Below are 17,191 nucleotides of genomic sequence, written 5' to 3' on the forward strand. Positions count from 1 at the left end.
AGGTAAACTTGTCATCTAAGGTCTTATTCACAAGAACAAAGGAGTCGGGATGAGTTCTCAATCCCAGGCCAAATCACCGGAAGCCTTACGAGCAATGGTCGCCGGGACGCTGGCTAATTTTCAGCATCCAACCCTGAAGCACAATCTCACCACGCTGAAAGCGCTTCACCACGTCGCATGGCTGGACGACACGCTGCATATTGAACTGCAGATGCCGTTCGTCTGGACCAGCGCATTTGATGTCCTCAAAGAGCAAACCAGTTCCGAACTGCTGCGCATCACCGGTGCAAAAGCGATTGACTGGAAGCTGAGCCACAGCATCGCCACGCTTAAGCGCGTGAAAAACCAGCCGGGCATTAATGGCGTCAAAATTATCATTGCCGTCAGCTCTGGCAAGGGCGGAGTAGGTAAGTCCTCCACCGCGGTCAACCTGGCGCTGGCGCTGGCTGCCGAAGGGGCGAAAGTCGGTATTCTGGATGCGGATATTTACGGTCCGTCCATCCCGGCTATGCTGGGCGCAGAAAACCAGCGTCCAACCTCGCCGGACGGCACCCACATGGCACCGATTATGGCGCACGGTCTGGCAACCAACTCTATCGGTTATCTGGTTACAGACGATAACGCGATGGTCTGGCGTGGCCCGATGGCCAGCAAAGCGCTGCTGCAAATGCTGCAGGAAACGATGTGGCCGGATCTGGATTACCTGGTGCTGGATATGCCGCCGGGCACCGGTGATATCCAGCTGACGCTGGCGCAGAACATTCCCGTGACGGGCGCAGTGGTTGTGACCACGCCGCAGGATATTGCCCTGATCGACGCCAAAAAAGGCATCGTGATGTTCGAGAAAGTTGACGTGCCGGTGCTGGGCATTGTCGAGAACATGAGCATGCATATCTGCAGCAACTGCGGGCATCATGAGCCTATTTTCGGCACTGGTGGTGCAGAGAAACTGGCCGCGCAGTATCACACTCAATTGCTGGGTCAGATGCCGCTGCACATTACCCTGCGTGAAGATCTGGATAGCGGAAAACCGACGGTCGTCAGCCGTCCGGACAGTGAATTTGCCGAGATGTATCGTCAACTGGCGGGGCGCGTTGCGGCGCAACTCTACTGGCAGGGCGAAATCATTCCGGGCGAAATCGCCTTCCGCGCGGTGTAATTCTTCTGCGTTGAGTGCCGGGTGATGGCTTCGCCTTCCCCGGCCTGTGAAATACGGTTTTGTAAGTCAGGTACGCGAAGCGCCACCTGACTTAACCAGGCCGATAGTGCATCAAATAATACTCGCCTTCCGGCGAATCTCCCGTCGCCTCGATGTACCAGCCGTGACGCTGGTAAAACGCAACCGCCCGTTCATTCTTGACCAGACACTTCAGTGCGCCAGTGCTGGTGAAGGTCTTTTGCACCTGCTCCAGCAATACGCTGCCAACCCCAAGTCCCTGATACTCCGGGCCGACGAACAGGTTGTGCAGGAAGTTATCGTTAGGCCAGACGGAGGCAAACCCCACGCGATGGCCGTTTTGCACCGCCACCCAGATTTGCTCGTCGAGGGTGACCGCGTCAAAATCCTCCAGCTGCCAGTCTTCACTGTTCAGCCAGGGCCAGGCTTCGCGCCGGGCATGAAGAAACAGCGTGCGCAGGAAAGGACGATCGCTTTCCTGCCACGGACGGACGAAAACGGGATTAGCGGTGATAGAAGATATCGCCGTTGTACGCTTTGTAGATCTTGCCATCGGCATCGCCAATCAGGACGTAATTCTCGCCCATGTAAGTCCAGTGTGTGCCAGCATCCGGCGCCGGAAGGTTACGGAGCTGATACTGCTTGATCGTGTATTCTGGCGTTTGATACATCGCAGGTGCCGTATCGCCAATTTTGAACTTAGTGAAATCGGCAATGAACTCTTGCTCTTCATAGGCCTTGATGCCAGAAGGCGCAGACGCTGTTTGCGGGGCCGCGGACGCTGCACCCGCCAGAGACATCATTACACCCAGAAGCAGCCATTTATGCTTAGCCATTTTTTCTCCAGTTATACCGTTACTGATACTCACAGCCTGCTGTTGCGTTGACAGTGTGGCAGATAGCCTATTTTAAGTACCCCAGCAGAGGTTGTTCGAAAAAAAATGTAACAAAAATGGACGGTTTTGTGTAGGACAAAAGGTTAATGATATATTTTTCGTGAATATAAAAACCTCAGACTAATTCATTGCTGTGATATTTTTTTTAATTAATTCTGAAAATGCATGCCAGATATAATTTTATAATAAATATGGCATGCATTTTATCAAAAGAAGTTTTAAGCTAATAAAAGCAGAGCCGTTTAAACATTGCTCGCGGATTTTTGGTAGCAATGTTAATTCTGCTCACCATTCGATGACGCATGCTTTATCTGTTTTATTTAATTCAGTTTTTAATAAAAAAGTGGTGACATCAGTATGTTGCCGTATGCGCGTCCGTCGCGTTCATGAATAAAAAATTTATACAAATGAAAAGCACAACAACATTCTCTGTAATTTTCTTAACAATATCTCAATTAACGGGTTGCGTATTTTCTCCAGGGCAAAATCTCAGCACGACCGGAAAAAATATTGTCGCATCTTCGGATGAAACTAATTTAGATAAACGCATAGACGTCTATCCTCTAACACCTTCAATTATCGAAAAACTGCGCCCTGCGGAATCGAAATCTCAGCCGAATCCTAAACTGGATGAGCAGATCAAAAACTGGGAATACCGCATCGGAGCGGGTGACATTTTGACCGTCACCGTGTGGGACCACCCTGAGCTCACCACCCCGGCGGGGCAGTACCGCAGCGCAAGCGACACCGGCAACTGGGTGAATGCAGACGGTACGCTTTTCTATCCTTACGTCGGCAAGCTCAACGTGCTGGGAAAAACCGTGGCAGAGGTGCGCGAAGCGATTACCCGCAAGCTGGATAGCGTCATTGAAAGCCCGCAGGTCGATGTCAGCGTGGCCGCGTTCCGGTCGCAAAAAGCGTATGTCACCGGCGAAGTGGCTAAATCCGGCCAGCAGCCCATCACCAACATTCCCTTGACGGTGATGGATGCGGTCAATGCGGCGGGCGGGTTGTCTGTCGATGCGGACTGGCGAAACGTGGTGCTCACCCACAACGGCGAGGACTCACGCCTCTCGCTCTACGCGCTGATGCAAAAAGGCGACCTGACGCAGAATAAACTGCTTCATCCCGGCGACATTCTATTTATTCCGCGCAACGACGCCCTGAAAGTGTTCGTGATGGGCGAAGTTGTTAAGCAAAGCACCCTCAAAATGGATCGCAGCGGCATGACGCTTGCCGAAGCGCTGAGCAGTGCAGGCGGCCTGAATCAGGATATGGCGGATGCCACGGGGATCTTTGTCATTCGTTCCGTTGCGAAGAAAGGCCTGCAGGACAAAATTGCCAGCATCTACCAGCTGAATGCACAGGATGCGTCTGCCATGGTGTTAGGCACGGAATTCCAGCTTGAACCCTATGACATCGTCTACGTCACGACCGCGCCGCTGTCGCGCTGGAACCGCGTGATAAGCCAGCTTGTTCCGACGATCAGGGGCGTTCACGACCTGACCGAAACGGTGCGTTACATCAGATCGTGGCCGCAATAATGTTTAATTCAATATTAGTGGTTTGCACCGGCAACATTTGCCGTTCCCCTATTGGGGAGCGACTGTTGCGCCAGCAGTTACCCGGCAAGCAGATCTCCTCTGCTGGCGTGTGGGGGATGGAAGGATCGCCGGCGGACGAAGGCGCGCAGTATGTGGCATTGCGTCATGGGATCTCTCTCGACGACCACAGAGCGCGCAAGCTAACGCCAGGCCTGATGCAAAAAGCCGATCTGATTCTGGTGATGGAGCCGGAACATCTTCACTTTATTTCCGCCATTGCGCCTGAAATTCGCGGGAAGTCGCTGCTGTTTGGGCAATGGCTGGAATCGCAGAGCATTCCTGACCCGTACCGTAAAAGCTATGCAGCATTTGAATATGTTTTCGAGCAGTTAGGAAAAGCCAGCCGGGAGTGGGCTCGCCGTTTGGGTCAAAAAGGAATAACGCATTAATGACGTCTTACAACACAGACAACTATGGTGCAGCCGCACCTCAAGCCAGTGAAGTTGATTTCGTTCGACTGCTCGGCGAAGCGATCGATCATCGCGTCAAGATCGTCTGCATCACGCTCCTGTTCACCCTTTTGGCGGGCGCGTGGGCGTTCTTTACCACACCGGTCTACCAGGCGGATGCGCTGGTACAAATTGAATCAAAACAGGAAAACGGGCTGCTTAAAAACTTAGGCCAGCTTGATTCTGGTCTGTTACCTGATGCCACGCCGGAAATATTGCTGCTCAAGTCGCGCATGATCCTTGGTGAAACGGTGGAAAATCTCGGGCTGACCCAGCAGGTTCATCAGCGCGTTTACCCGGTGATCGGGCGTTTATGGGAGCGCATTCAGGGACGCAAGCCGGGCGATATTCAGCTCGGCTGGCTGCAGATCCCACATCAAGACGGTAAACCCCAGACGCTGGTGCTCACCGTACAGGCGCAGGGCCAGTATTCTCTGGATGGCGACAATTTTCACGCGCAAGGCGCGGTTGGCAAGCCGCTTGCGAAAGCGGGGGTCTATGTCAACGTCCAGTCGATTGACGCAGAGGTAGGGACCGAGTTCACGCTGAAAACACTCACGAAGCTTGAGGCGATCAACGCGTTAAGCAAAAGCTTTACGGTCAAAGAAATGGCCAAGCAGAGCGGCATGCTGGCGTTAACGTTGACCGGCAAAGATCCGCAGAAAATTACGAAGGTGCTCAACGGCATCACCAGCAATTTTCTGAAGCAGAATATTGCGCGTCAGGAAGCCCAGGACACCCGCAGTCTGGCGTTTTTGGAGCGCCAGTTGCCTAAAATCAGCGGCGAGCTGGATGAGGCCGAAGAACGGCTTAATGCCTATCGTAAACAGCGGGATTCCGTCGACCTGACGCTGGAAGCGAAGGCGATTCTTGATCAGGTGGTTAACGTTGAAAATCAGCTTAACGAACTGACCTTCCGCGAGGCGGAGATCTCGCAGCTGTTTAAGAAAGATCACCCGACCTATCGCGCGCTGCGGGAAAAGCGGCAGACCCTGGAGAATGAACGCAGCCGGCTTAACCACCGCGTCTCAACCATGCCCACCACGCAGCAGGAGATCTTGCGTCTGAGCCGTGACGTTGAATCCGGTCGCACCATCTACCTCCAGCTACTGACGCGCCAGCAGGAGCTGAATATCTCGCGTTCCAGCGCGATTGGTAACGTGCGTATCATCGATCAGGCTGAAACCCAGCCTGAGCCGATCAAACCCAAAAAAGCGCTGATTATCGTACTCGGTTTTGTGGCGGGGCTGGCTCTTTCACTGGGCTACGTCATCGCCAGCGTGGCGCTAAAACGCGGCATCATGAGTTCGGAACAGCTGGAGCCGCTGGGCGTTCCGGTTCTGGCCACGCTTCCGCGCTCGGTTTGGCTCTGGAAGAAAACGCATCTGCGCAGCAAAAGTTTGTTTGCATCACGCTGGCGGCACACCACCTCGAACGTACCGTTTTTGCCTGTCGACCGTCCCGCAGACAGCTACGTCGAAGCGGTGAGGGGCCTGCGTACCAGCCTGTACTTTACAATGATGGATGCTGCAAACCGCATTGTGATGTTCTCTGGCCCGACTCAGGACTGCGGGAAAACCCTGGTCAGTACCTCACTGTCGGCCATTGCTGCCCAGTCGGGACAAAAGGTGCTTTTTATCGATGCGGATATGCGTGAGGGCTACGTTCATAAAATCTTTGGCCTGAATAACGACTGCGGGCTGTCGAGCGTGCTTGAAGGAAAATGCGACGGCGTGCAGGCGATTCAGCGTCTCGAGAAAGCGGGCATCGACGTGATGACCAGCGGACCTGCGCCGACCCATCCGGCGGAGCTGCTGATGAATGAACGCTTCAGGACGCTGATGGCATGGGCCAACGAGCGCTACGATCTGGTTGTGATTGATACGCCGCCGGTGCTGGCCGTTACCGACGCTTCCCTGGCTGCACAAACGGCGGGAATTACACTTCTGGTGTCCCGTTATGCCAAAACCAGCGTGAAAGAGATCGAGAACAGCTTAAAACGCCTGCAGCAATCTGGCGTGGGCGTCAGCGGTATTATCCTGAACGATATTATTAAATCCGCTGCGCTGTATTACAGCGAGGGGTATAGCCAGTATGACTACGGCTACACCCCGAAGCGTAAGCAGCGCAAAGGTTAGTGCTTCACCAGCGTCGCAAAGTAGTACACCAGGGGAATGGCGAGGATCCACAGACCAACGGGGATTTCACGCCATTTCCCGGCAATTGCTTTAATCACGATGTAAAACAGCAATCCTCCCGCAATGCCCGTGCCGAAGCTGTTGGCAATCAGCGTGATCATCACCATCATCAGCACCGGCAGGCCGTCGGTGAAATTCGCCAAATCCACTTTTCTCAGCCCGCTAAACATGTTCAGGCCAATCAGAATCAACGCTGGCGCGGTGGCTTCTTTCGGGATCATCAGCGCTACCGGGGTAAAGAGCAGCATCAACAGGAACATCACGGCGGCAGCCAGTGCCGTCATGCCGGTTTTGCCCCCGGCTTCGGCAGCCGCTGAAGATTCAATCAGCGCGGTCGCCGCAGGAATGCCAACCCACGGGCCAATCGCAGCGGCAATCGAATCCACCATAAACGGACGGTTGATGTGGGGCATGTTGCCTTCCTCGTCCAGCAGGCCCGCTTCACCGCCTACTGCCAGCGTGGTCCCCATGGTGGAGAAAAATTCCGATGCGAAGAAGACGAACAGGAAAGGCAGAAAGGCAATGTTGAGCGCACCCAGCATATCGATATGGCCCAAGACCGGGGTCAGCGAGTGGGGGAGATCGAGAAAACGCACGGGCAACTTTGTTACGCCAGCCGGGATGCCAATCAGCGTGGCAAACAGGATTGCCCACAGGATCGCCCCCGGTATACGACGCGCCTGAAGGGCGATAGCCAGAAACAGGCCCGCCAGGGCGACCAGCGCGGCGGGAGAGAGAAAATCCCCCAGCATCAGCGCGTTGGTTTTGGCGTTCGCCAGCACCAGCCCGGCGTTGCGGAACCCCAGCACGGCGACGAACAGTCCGATGGAGGCCGTCAGCCCGAGCTTGATTGACTGGGGAACGGAGCGGGTCACCACTTCACGCAGGCCAAAACGCGTCAGCAGGAAAAACAGGATCCCCGACCAGCAGGCGATACCCAGGCCAATTTGCCAGCCAATGCCTTCGCTTCCCGCCAGGGTCACGCCGACCAGCACGGAACCACCAATACCTGGCCCGACGATAAACGGCAGATTGGCATAGAAAGCCATCAGCAACGTGCCCGCGACGAAGACCAGAATGGTGCCCGTTGTGGCTGCTCCCTTGTCCATACCGCCCACGGCCAGCAGCCCCGGTATCACCACCAGCAGATAGGCAGCGGCCAGAAAACCGGTGATCCCCGCCAGACACTCGGTGCGCACGGTACTGCCCCGCGCCCGCAGTGCAAAACGTCGTTCAAGCCAGCTCCCTGGTGCTGGCGAATTAACGGTGTTGTCGGCCATTATCCGGCTCTCCTTCGCAATTATGATGTAATGTCCGGGGTTTCCCGGTAAGAAATCAGCGGATCGACAATTTCGCGTGTCGCTCCATCCGTCAGTCCAAGATCGGTCAGATGCGGCCCGGCGTTACAGGCGAGACAGGTTCCCTCTATCGCCTTAAAGACGCGGTAGGGCGGCTCCCAGTCGGCAATCAGGCTGCTGCGATCGCGCAGCGCCTTGAACTGGCGGGCCAGCTCATCAGCAGGCAGTTCAGAGAGCATCCCCGCAATCGGCATGGCGACATGGGCAATCACCTGGCCATGCTGGGCCAGCGCCATTCCGCCGCCGCTTTGGATAAGCGCGCGGGCGGCCAGGGCCATCTCTTCGGGATCGCGCCCCAGGACCACCAGGTTATGCGAGTCGTGAGAATAGCTGGTGGCAATAGCGCCGCGCAGTTCTCCCCAGCCTTCCAGCAGGGCCATCTGCGGTTTTGCCGCGTGCCGCGCGTGGCGATGCTGAACCCAAATCAGGCTGAAACCACTCGGGATCTGCACCCGCCCGTTGCGCACCTGAACCTCGGTTTCTCCCCAGCGGGTGAATCGCGCGCCGCTGATATGGCGCAACCGGGCAACGCCGTGGTGGGCGTTTGCGATGCGCATCTGGAAATCATCGACGCCTGGCGCGGGCAGCTGCACCGTATCGCGCGGGAGCGTCAGGGGGGTATCGGGCAGAGAAGTCAGCATCTTCCCGTTGCGGGCGATCTCTTTTCCAGCAACGTAGACCTGGCGAGCCGTGAGCTTTTGCAGCGAATCAAAGACGACCAGATCCGCACGGCGCCCGGCGGCAATCAGCCCCAGGTCGTTGCGCTGCAGGCGAATAGCCGCGTTCAGCGTGGCGAAGCGCAGTGCGTCCGTTGCCGCTAAACCGTGCCCGATGAGCAGGTTCAGCAGCGCGATAATGCCGCCTTTCTCCAGCAGGATGTCCGGCGGCACATCGTCGGTACAGACCGTGATCTGCGAGGAGAGATGCGGCAACGTTTTCAGGGCATTAACAATATCGGGCAGCAGATAAGGATGGGAGCCACGAATTTCCAGCGTCAGCCCGGCGCGCAATTTCTCCAGCGCGTCGTCTGCGGAGGTCAGCTCATGGTCTGAGGTGACACCCGCGGCCAGATAAGCCTGTAGATCGGCACCGCTAAGCCCGCGCGCATGGCCCTCAATGAGCTTACCGCTCTCCAGCCCCGCCTGCATGATCTCCAGCATGCGCGGGCTGCCGTTGAGCACACCATGCATATCCATCACTTCCGCCACGCCGCGCACGTCCGGCCAGCTCAGCAGCGTTTGCATTTCCTGTCCGGCAAAATCGGCTCCGGACATCTCGAGGCCCGGCGTGGAGGGCACGCTCGACGGCGCGGCCACCATCACCTGCAGGGGTAAATTTCGGCTGGCCTCAATGGCAAAACGGACGCCCTCAATGCCCAGCACGTTCGCCAGTTCATGCGGATCCCAAAATACCGCCGTGGTCCCCTGCGCCAGCACGATTTCGGCGTAGCGGGCGGGCAGCAGATGCGAGCTTTCCAGGTGGACGTGCGTGTCCATCAGCCCCGGCGATACGTACTGGTTGTTCAGATCCTGTATCTCATGCGCGTCGGTACGGCTGCCCCGGGGATGTACGCTGGCGATCAGTTCGCCAACGATGCCAATATCCGCCTCGCGGATCTCGCCCGTGGCCATATCAATAATGCGCGCGTGGGTGAGCAGCAGATCAAAGGGCGTTTCGCCTCGCGCGGCCTGAACGGCGCGGCGTCGGGTTTCGGAAGTCATGCAATTAACGGTTCCAGCTTTAAAACAATGGCGCTACTCTATGCACGCGGCAAACGTTTGCCCAGCTGATAAAATTTATCGCCCGATAACGGCGGGTTATTCTGTGACGTGTAGACAAAGATAATGATGATGGAACCCTGGCAGCGCTTGCCCGCGCTTTCGCTTCGACAGCTACAGTATTTTGTGACGCTGGCGCAGCTGCGTCATTTTACCGACACCGCTAATAAACTGGCAATCAGCCAGCCGGCGCTGAGCAGCGCGCTGCGGCAAATCGAGACGGTGCTGGGCGGCAAACTGGTGAACCGCACGGCCTCGGCGGTCACGCTGACGGAGCTTGGCGCTGCCATTCTGCCGCACGCCCAGCGGGTGCTCAGCGTGGCGCAACTCGCGTTCGATGATATGCAGCACATCGTGCAGGCCGGGGGCGACGGCACCGTGCGCATTGGGCTGATCCCCTCCGTGAGTTCGCTGCTGTTTCCCCGCCTTCCGCAGATCCTCGCCCAGGCTTTTCCCCGTCTGAGGGTGGAGTTTCACGATCAAACTAACGATGAGCTGGTCGCCCAGTTGCTAAAAGGGCAGATCGATTTTGGCGTGGGTGCTATCGATAATACGGTGCCCGACCGGCTGGACCTCTTTCCGCTTCAGGACGATCCTTTTGTGGCGGTGTTCCACCGCGACGACCCGCTGGCCGCGTCGGCACACATACCATGGAAGCAGCTGGCCGGGCGCGATATCGCCGTCTTTTCGAAAGGCAATATTCAGCGGCTGGTGGCGGCGCTGGCAGAAAGCCATCGTCTGTCCCTGCAGACGCGCTACCAGGTCGACTACATCGAAACCCTGTATGGTCTGGTGCGTTCCCGGCTGGCCGTGGCGATTTTACCGCAGCTGTATACCACCCATCTGCAGGACCCGCAGCTTTGCGTGGTGCACCTGCAACAGCCCGCGCTGGCCCGCACGGTGGCGCTGATGCGGGCACCTCAGACGCTCCCACCGTTTATCGAATCCTGCTTTACCCTGATGGTCGACACCCTGCGGTCATCCTGACCTCTATGCGACACTTCTTTACAGCGAGGCGGGGCAATGCTCGCTAAGATAACCCTCGTCAATAGATGAGGGCACAATGGATAACCGTAAAGTGAGTAAACTGCGCCGCTGGGTGCGGGAAGGGTGTGTTTTAATCCTGCTGGTTATGGTCGTGATGTGGGGCGTGGATCAGTTCCGCAAACCGACGTTGCCTGCCAGCTTCAGCGCGACACCCATGCAAAGCATCGACGGCAAAACGTACGATATTGCCGCGCTCAGCCAGGACCGGCCGCTGCTGATTTACGTCTGGGCGACCTGGTGCAGCATCTGCAGGTTCACTACCCCGTCCGTCAGCGCTCTGGCAGAAGAGGGCGGTAACGTCGTGAGCATTGCGCTCCGCTCCGGTGATAATGCCAAACTGCACCGCTGGGTAGAGAAGAAACAGCTCGCCATGCCGGTCATCAACGATGCCAACGGCGCGCTGTCGCAGGAATGGCAGGTGAGCGTCACGCCGACGCTGGTGATTGTGTCGAAAGGCAAAGTGGTGAGTACCACAACGGGCTGGACAAGCTACTGGGGAATGAAGGTCAGACTCTGGTGGGCGGGAATATAAAAATAACCCCTCTCCCTGACGAGAGAGGGGCTGAGATTACTTCGCCAGAACTTCCTGAGCGGTACGCTCAACCAGCGACAGCAGGACTTTCACATCTTCCAGCGTCACGGTTGGGTTCAGCAGGGTCAGCTTCAGGCAGGTGATGCCGTTATGCTCGGTCACGCCGACGTTCGCGCGGCCTGACTCCAGCAGCGCGTCGCCAATTTTCTGGTTCAGCAGGGCGATGCCCGCGTCGTCCATCTGCGTCTCTGGGCGGAAGCGGAACAGCACGCTTGCCAGCTGTGGCTGCATCACCAGTTCCAGAGCAGACTGCGCTTTCACGTAGTCCGCAACCTGCTGCGCCAGCGTCACACCGTGATCGATAATCGCCGCATACTGCTCCTGACCCAGCGCTTCCAGGCTCATCCACAGCTTCAGCGCGTCGAAACGACGGGTTGTCTGCAGAGACTTGGACACCAGGTTTGGCACGCCTGCTTCTTCATCGAACTCAGAGTTCAGGTAGGCCGCCTGATAGCGCATCAGCTCATAGTGACGCGCTTCTTTCAGCAGGAACGCGCCGCAGCTGATGGTCTGGAAGAACTGCTTGTGGAAGTCCAGGGTAACGGAATCCACCAGCTCAATACCGTCCAGGTAGTGACGATACTGCTCGGACATCAGCAGCGCGCCGCCCCAGGCCGCATCAACGTGCACCCAGATGTTCTGCTTCGCCGCCAGTTCAGCAATCGCACGCAGCGGATCGATAGCACCGGCATCAGTGGTACCTGCCGTCGCAACAATCGCCAGGATCTGCTCGCCGTTGGCATTGCACTGCTCGATTTTCGCCGCCAGATCGTTGAGATCCATACGCGAGAATTCGTCCGTTTTCACCTGGAGCACGGACTGATAGCCGAGGCCCATCAGCGCCATGTTTTTCTGCACGGAGAAGTGCGCGTTTTCGGAGCACAGCACGCGAATTTTACGCAGATCGCCGACCAGACCGTCCTGCTGAACGGAGTGGCCTTGACGTGCGAAGAACGCATCGCGCGCCAGCATCAGGCCCATCAGGTTGCTCTGGGTGCCGCCGCTGGTGAAGACACCCGCGTCGCCAGCCTGATAACCCACGCGGGTACGCAGCCATTCGATCAGTTTGATCTCAATAATGGTTGCGGACGGGCTTTGATCCCAGGAGTCCATGCTCTGGTTGGTGGCGTTGATCAGCACTTCCGCCGCCTGGCTTACCACCAGGCTTGGGCAGTGCAGGTGCGCCACGCACTGCGGGTGATGAACGGACAAACTGTCTTTCAGGAAGAACTCCACGGCGCGTTCAATCGCCGCGTCGTTGCCCAGCCCTTTCGGGTTGAAATCCAGCTGAATACGGTCGCGCAGCTCCGCGACCGTTTTGCCCTGATACATCTCAGGCTGTTTCAGCCACTGCATCACAGCCTGAGTGCTTTGTTCAATCGCCTGCTTGTAAGCATCAATGCTTTGCGCAGAGGAGAACAAAATTGGGTTTGAATCAGACATCGTAATCAACAACTCCGGTTACGCCGGGCGAACGCCCGCAGCAAGCAGGGCCTGCTCGAATTTATCCAGGAACACTTTCAGCTCTTCATCGCTGATCAGCAGTGACGGCAGCAGACGCAGCACGACGCCGTTACGGCCACCGCGCTCCAGAATCAGGCCCGCTTCGAAGCACTTCTTCTGGATCAGCGCTGACAGCTCGCCGTCGCCAGGGAAGCAGCCCATGTGGTCAGCGGCTTCGTCTGGCTTGACGATCTCAATACCGATCATCATGCCCAGACCGCGAACGTGGCCGATAACCGGATAGCGTTTCGCCATCTCTTTCAGCTGGCCTTTCAGCCATTCGCCCTGTGCAGCCACTTTGTCTGCAATGTTCTGGTCTTTCAGGATTTTCAGCGTCGTCAGACCGGTTGCCATCGCCAGCTGGTTGCCGCGGAAGGTGCCGGTGTGGTGGCCTGGTGCCCATGCATCGAACTGCTTTTTGATACCCAGCACAGCCAGTGGCAGGCCGCCGCCAACCGCCTTGGACATAACGATGATGTCTGGCTCAATGCCCGCGTGCTCGAAAGCGAAGAATTTACCGGTACGGGCAAAACCTGCCTGCACTTCGTCGAGGATCAGCAGAATGCCGTGTTCCTGAGTCACTTTACGGATGCGCTGCAGCCACTCAGCCGGAGCCGGGTTCACGCCGCCTTCACCCTGAACGGCTTCAAGGATCACCGCCGCAGGTTTACGCACGCCGCTTTCAACGTCGTTAATCAGGTTGTCGAAGTAGTAGGTCAGCGCTTTCACGCCCGCTTCACCGCCGATACCCAGCGGGCAGCGGTACTGATGCGGATAAGGCATGAACTGCACTTCCGGCATCATGCCGTCCACGGCTTCTTTCGGAGACAGGTTGCCGGTCACGGACAGCGCGCCGTGGGTCATGCCGTGGTAACCACCCGAGAAGCTGATGATCCCGCTACGGCCGGTGACTTTTTTCGCCAGCTTCAGCGCCGCTTCAACGGCGTCAGCACCGGACGGGCCGGTAAACTGCAGGCAGTATTCTTTGCCCTGACCTGGCAGCAGGGAGAGCAGGTATTCTGAAAACGCGTCTTTCAACGGCGTAGTCAGATCCAGGGTATGTAACGGCAAGCCGCTGGTAATGACATTTTGGATGCTTTTCAGCACATCAGGATGATTGTGACCAAGCGCAAGGGTGCCCGCGCCAGCTAAACAATCAAGGTATTCTTTATTATCTGCATCGGTGATCCACACGCCTTCTGCTTTAGTGATCGCTAAAGGCAGCTTGCGCGGATAACTGCGGACGTTAGATTCGAACTCGGCCTGACGGGCCAGATAGGTTTCGTTGCTTTTAGGGGCATCTGCGGTGTCAATACGGACTTTATCCGTCATCATATCTCTCCTACAACCGCGGCTTCGTTATGCGCCACGATTGAATAAATAGTTTTAAAAAATAGATGGGGCCTGAAAAAACGCCGCCAATATAGAGCCTTTTGACACGTGGCTCAATCGATAATTTGCTTACCGTTTTGTTACATGGCGAACAGGGCGGGTTTTATCGCAAATTTAACCCACGAAGCGGTGGTTTTTATTCAGGCAGAACAAGGGGTTTCACGTGTTCGATGAGGACTGCAAATGTACGTCAAAGAGTGTTACAAATCGTGCCTTTTTTTAAGGGATAAGGAGGCTTTACGCCTCCTTTAACCGGTTATTGTTGCATCACCTGTAAAACACCGTGCTCGCGACCGGTCGTTTTATTCCAGGACGCATCCGTTATACCGTTGTCATCAAGCACAATCGATATAACGTACCCCGCGCCGTGGATTTCATAGAAATGGGCATTCAGCCGCTTAACGGTCGCCTTTTTGCCATTGACCGTCGCGCTAAAAAAACCGTTTGAAATGGTGGCATTAAGCCCGTTTGCCGAGAAAGAAGCTTCCCGCATCGGGTCGTGAATTTGTGCTGCCTTATCGGGCTGCGCCGCGTTTTCCGCTTTGCTTTTGTTAATATCGCACGAGCCATCGCTGGCGCTTATTTCAGTACATCCCGAGTGTTCTAACTGAGCGCGATAGTGCGCGTTGATGGCGTAAGCTGGCGCGGTGGCGACGGAGAACAGCAATGCGATAAGGGCTAATTTCGTTTTCATATTCATGCCTTAAGGATGTTTCGTATGTTCAGGATGCGTCTCTGTCGCCCGGGCCGCGTTTGCATAAGCCGCGGAGAGGGACGCATTGGTAATGCTTTGCTGCCTTTGTTGCTCAGAGAGATAACAAGTATCGTAGCTCACCCCTTTCGCGGTGCAATTCGCGATCCGCTGTTCAGGCGAGACACATCCCGCAAGCATGGCCGTGCTTATGACTATCATCATCAACTTCTTCATGTTATTGCCTTATAACCTACACAGATAATAAGAAACGTACATCACGCCAATCCAGATCCCGAGAGTAATAAGCATCATGTAGAGGGCGGCAGAGAGAAATATATATTTAGACATGTTGGTGACTGTTTTCGTTATTATTGCTAACGAACTAAAGGTTAATATAATCGTGTATATACGAACCCGCGCATGGGGTTTCATAAAAGTGAAAAAGATAACTGGGGTGAACTATCCAGTAAGGTGACGTTTAAAACTTTGATTAAGATCACGTTAAGCACGAATTGCAACAGTGAGAGTGAGTATAAAATATTAATGTAAACATTAACTTATGTGTTTTTTATAGCGTTCTGAAGATAAGTCGTTGATTGCACATGCGTTAACTGGAGTAATGTTTTCAAGGTTATTATGAAGTGGTGCAATCGCACAGTTTCAGGTTATTATTTCGAATGAAACTCACTGTGTATTAAGTGAAAATGCCTCTCTTAAAAGTCAAAAAAACAGATTAAACAAAGGGCGCTAATTCGTTATACTGGTGTCTCTTTGACTCGGGGTGCCCTTCTTAAATGAAGGCTGAGAAATACCCGTATTACCTGATCTGGATAATGCCAGCGTAGGGAAGTCAGATGCCTTCCCGGTCATCGCTTCTTCACGCAAGGCAGGAGCGAAACCATGCAGCCTGACCTGCTCGATTTACACGTTTTACATCAATTCCGCACCCGTTCCCCGCTCACGCACTGTATGACCAACGACGTCGTGCAGACCTTTACAGCCAACGTGCTACTGGCGCTGGGCGCATCGCCCGCCATGGTGATTGAAGCGGAAGAGGCTGAACAGTTTGCTGCGCTTGCTGATGCACTGCTGATTAACGTCGGCACGCTCACTTCACCGCGCGCGCAGTCGATGCGCCGCGCCATTGAGCGCGCCGTGGCGGCAGGAAAGCCCTGGACGCTTGACCCGGTTGCCGTAGGCGCGCTGGCGTTCCGCAGCCGTTTTTGCCATCAAATCCTCACCCTTAGCCCCGCCGCCATTCGTGGCAATGCCTCGGAAATCCTCGCGCTGGCCGGGATGAGCGCGGGCGGACGCGGGGTGGACACCACCGATACCGCCGCCAGCGCGGTACCTGCTGCACAGGCACTGGCACGGCAAACCAATGCGATAGTGGTGGTGACGGGTGAGGTGGATTACATCACCGACGGACAGCGTACCCGCACGGTGGCCGGGGGCGATCCGCTGCTGACCCGGGTAGTGGGCACCGGCTGCGCGCTCTCGGCAGTGGTTGCGGCCAGCTGTTCGCTTCCCGGCGACAGGCTGGATAACGTCACGGCCGCCTGCGGATTTATGAAGCGTGCCGGCACGCTTGCCGCGTCGCAAAGCCGTGGTCCGGGCAGTTTTGCCAGCGCCTTCCTCGACGCGCTGTACACGCTGGAGGTGCAGGCATGAAACGCATCAACGCACTGACTATCGCAGGCACAGATCCGAGCGGCGGCGCGGGGATCCAGGCCGATTTGAAAACCTTCTCGGCGCTTGGGGCGTACGGCTGCTCCGTCATTACCGCGCTGGTGGCGCAAAACACGCGCGGCGTGCAGTCGGTCTATCGCATTGAGCCGGATTTTGTCGCGGCGCAGCTCGATTCCGTTTTCAGCGACGTGCGCATTGATACCACCAAAATCGGCATGCTGGCCGAGACCGATATCGTTGAAGCGGTGGCGGAACGGCTTAAGCGCTACCAGGTGCAAAACGTGGTGCTTGATACCGTGATGCTGGCCAAAAGCGGCGATCCGCTGCTTTCCGCGTCGGCCGTTGAGACGCTGCGTAAAAAGCTCCTGCCGCAGGTGGCGCTGATCACGCCGAATCTGCCGGAAGCCGCCGCGCTGCTGAACGCATGTCACGCGCAAAATGAGCGGGAGATGAAAGAGCAGGGGGCCGCGCTGCTGGCGATGGGCTGCGGTGCGGTGCTGATGAAAGGCGGACATCTGGATGATGCACAAAGCCCGGACTGGCTGTTCACGCGGGACGGCGCGCAACGTTTTACCGCTCCGCGCGTGCAGACCAAAAACACCCACGGGACGGGCTGCACGCTCTCTGCCGCGCTGGCGGCGCTGCGTCCGCGCCATACGAACTGGGCCGATACGGTGCAGGAGGCCAAAGTCTGGCTCTCACACGCGCTGGCAAAAGCCGATTCTCTGGAAGTGGGTCACGGTATTGGCCCTGTTCACCATTTTCATGCATGGTGGTAAGCCGTATACTGACAGAATACACCTCGCCTGAGAAA

At 56.4% G+C, this 17,191-nt stretch carries 16 protein-coding genes and 1 riboswitch; of the genes, 8 read left to right on the plus strand and 8 right to left on the minus strand.

From position 1 onward, the window contains the following. The first annotated feature begins 49 nt into the window (after nt 1-49). Nucleotides 50-1,159 carry an iron-sulfur cluster carrier protein ApbC gene (apbC, locus tag I6L58_RS20745; protein ID WP_088208106.1) on the plus strand — a complete coding sequence of 370 codons (1,110 nt, stop codon included), beginning with the start codon at nt 50-52 and terminating at the stop codon, nt 1,157-1,159. A 91-nt stretch (nt 1,160-1,250) separates the two neighbouring features. Here the strand turns inward: apbC and I6L58_RS20750 are convergent, their stop codons facing one another. Together I6L58_RS20750 and I6L58_RS20755 are read right to left on the minus strand one after the other, a co-directional pair. Then, nucleotides 1,251-1,730 (minus strand): GNAT family N-acetyltransferase, encoded by a 480-nt coding sequence (locus tag I6L58_RS20750; RefSeq protein WP_088208107.1) that lies wholly within the window; start codon nt 1,728-1,730, stop codon nt 1,251-1,253. Beyond that, nucleotides 1,681-2,013: an RcnB family protein gene (locus I6L58_RS20755; RefSeq protein WP_006176384.1), complete on the minus strand. Its 333-nt coding sequence runs from the start codon at nt 2,011-2,013 to the stop codon at nt 1,681-1,683. Before I6L58_RS20755 ends, I6L58_RS20750 begins: the two co-directional genes overlap by 50 nt. Before the next feature lie 467 nt (nt 2,014-2,480). Between I6L58_RS20755 and I6L58_RS20760 the strand changes: the two genes are divergently transcribed. From I6L58_RS20760 to I6L58_RS20770, 3 genes are read left to right on the plus strand one after another with little or no spacing between them, the layout of a single operon-like run. Beyond that, on the plus strand, nt 2,481-3,617 hold the full coding sequence (locus I6L58_RS20760) for a polysaccharide export protein (protein WP_088208108.1): 1,137 nt from the start codon (nt 2,481-2,483) through the stop codon (nt 3,615-3,617). Continuing rightward, nucleotides 3,617-4,066, plus strand: a complete 450-nt coding sequence (locus I6L58_RS20765; RefSeq protein ID WP_006176381.1) for an arsenate reductase/protein-tyrosine-phosphatase family protein — start codon at nt 3,617-3,619, stop codon at nt 4,064-4,066. Before I6L58_RS20760 ends, I6L58_RS20765 begins: the two co-directional genes overlap by 1 nt. Then, nucleotides 4,066-6,264 carry a polysaccharide biosynthesis tyrosine autokinase gene (locus tag I6L58_RS20770; protein WP_088208109.1) on the plus strand — a complete coding sequence of 733 codons (2,199 nt, stop codon included), beginning with the start codon at nt 4,066-4,068 and terminating at the stop codon, nt 6,262-6,264. Before I6L58_RS20765 ends, I6L58_RS20770 begins: the two co-directional genes overlap by 1 nt. Here the strand turns inward: I6L58_RS20770 and I6L58_RS20775 are convergent. Further along, nucleotides 6,261-7,604 carry an NCS2 family permease gene (locus I6L58_RS20775; protein ID WP_088208110.1) on the minus strand — a complete coding sequence of 448 codons (1,344 nt, stop codon included), beginning with the start codon at nt 7,602-7,604 and terminating at the stop codon, nt 6,261-6,263. The two genes, I6L58_RS20770 and I6L58_RS20775, sit on opposite strands and share 4 nt — an antisense overlap. A 20-nt stretch (nt 7,605-7,624) precedes the next feature. Then, complete coding sequence (locus tag I6L58_RS20780; RefSeq protein WP_088208111.1) at nt 7,625-9,403, minus strand: adenine deaminase; 1,779 nt, start codon at nt 9,401-9,403, stop codon at nt 7,625-7,627. Nucleotides 9,404-9,526: 123 nt separating this feature from the next. On the opposite strand from I6L58_RS20780, the gene I6L58_RS20785 reads away from it, so the two are divergent. Beyond that, the gene (locus I6L58_RS20785; protein ID WP_167519796.1) at nt 9,527-10,447 is read left to right on the plus strand and encodes a LysR family transcriptional regulator; all 921 of its coding nucleotides are present in this window, start codon (nt 9,527-9,529) and stop codon (nt 10,445-10,447) included. Between the two features lie 76 nt (nt 10,448-10,523). Further along, on the plus strand, nt 10,524-11,039 hold the full coding sequence (locus I6L58_RS20790) for a protein disulfide oxidoreductase (RefSeq protein WP_088208112.1): 516 nt from the start codon (nt 10,524-10,526) through the stop codon (nt 11,037-11,039). Nucleotides 11,040-11,075: 36 nt separating this feature from the next. Here I6L58_RS20790 and I6L58_RS20795 read toward each other — a convergent pair whose 3' ends face one another. The 4 genes from I6L58_RS20795 to I6L58_RS20810 all read right to left on the minus strand — a co-directional run bounded on the left by I6L58_RS20795 (nt 11,076) and on the right by I6L58_RS20810 (nt 14,922). Then, nucleotides 11,076-12,542 carry a pyridoxal phosphate-dependent decarboxylase family protein gene (locus tag I6L58_RS20795; RefSeq protein ID WP_058609807.1) on the minus strand — a complete coding sequence of 489 codons (1,467 nt, stop codon included), beginning with the start codon at nt 12,540-12,542 and terminating at the stop codon, nt 11,076-11,078. A gap of 18 nt (nt 12,543-12,560) precedes the next feature. After that, nucleotides 12,561-13,937: a diaminobutyrate--2-oxoglutarate transaminase gene (locus I6L58_RS20800; RefSeq protein ID WP_006176373.1), complete on the minus strand. Its 1,377-nt coding sequence runs from the start codon at nt 13,935-13,937 to the stop codon at nt 12,561-12,563. Nucleotides 13,938-14,250: 313 nt separating this feature from the next. After that, a complete protein-coding gene (locus tag I6L58_RS20805; protein ID WP_176399417.1) occupies nt 14,251-14,688 on the minus strand; it encodes a hypothetical protein in 438 nt (145 codons plus the stop codon). Nucleotides 14,689-14,697: 9 nt separating this feature from the next. Beyond that, nucleotides 14,698-14,922 (minus strand): hypothetical protein, encoded by a 225-nt coding sequence (locus I6L58_RS20810; RefSeq protein WP_006176369.1) that lies wholly within the window; start codon nt 14,920-14,922, stop codon nt 14,698-14,700. 533 nt (nt 14,923-15,455) lie between these two features. Then, nucleotides 15,456-15,553, plus strand: a riboswitch (TPP riboswitch). A gap of 35 nt (nt 15,554-15,588) precedes the next feature. On the opposite strand from I6L58_RS20810, the gene thiM reads away from it, so the two are divergent. Further along, entirely contained in the window at nt 15,589-16,359 is a 771-nt protein-coding gene (gene thiM, locus I6L58_RS20815; protein WP_088208114.1) for a hydroxyethylthiazole kinase, read from the plus strand. Next, nucleotides 16,356-17,156, plus strand: coding sequence for a bifunctional hydroxymethylpyrimidine kinase/phosphomethylpyrimidine kinase (thiD, locus tag I6L58_RS20820; protein ID WP_088208115.1), 801 nt, complete (start codon nt 16,356-16,358; stop codon nt 17,154-17,156). Before thiM ends, thiD begins: the two co-directional genes overlap by 4 nt. Nucleotides 17,157-17,191 lie beyond the last annotated feature (35 nt).

Origin of the sequence: Enterobacter cancerogenus (assembly GCF_019047785.1) — a bacterium.
Lineage (GTDB): Bacteria > Pseudomonadota > Gammaproteobacteria > Enterobacterales > Enterobacteriaceae > Enterobacter > Enterobacter cancerogenus.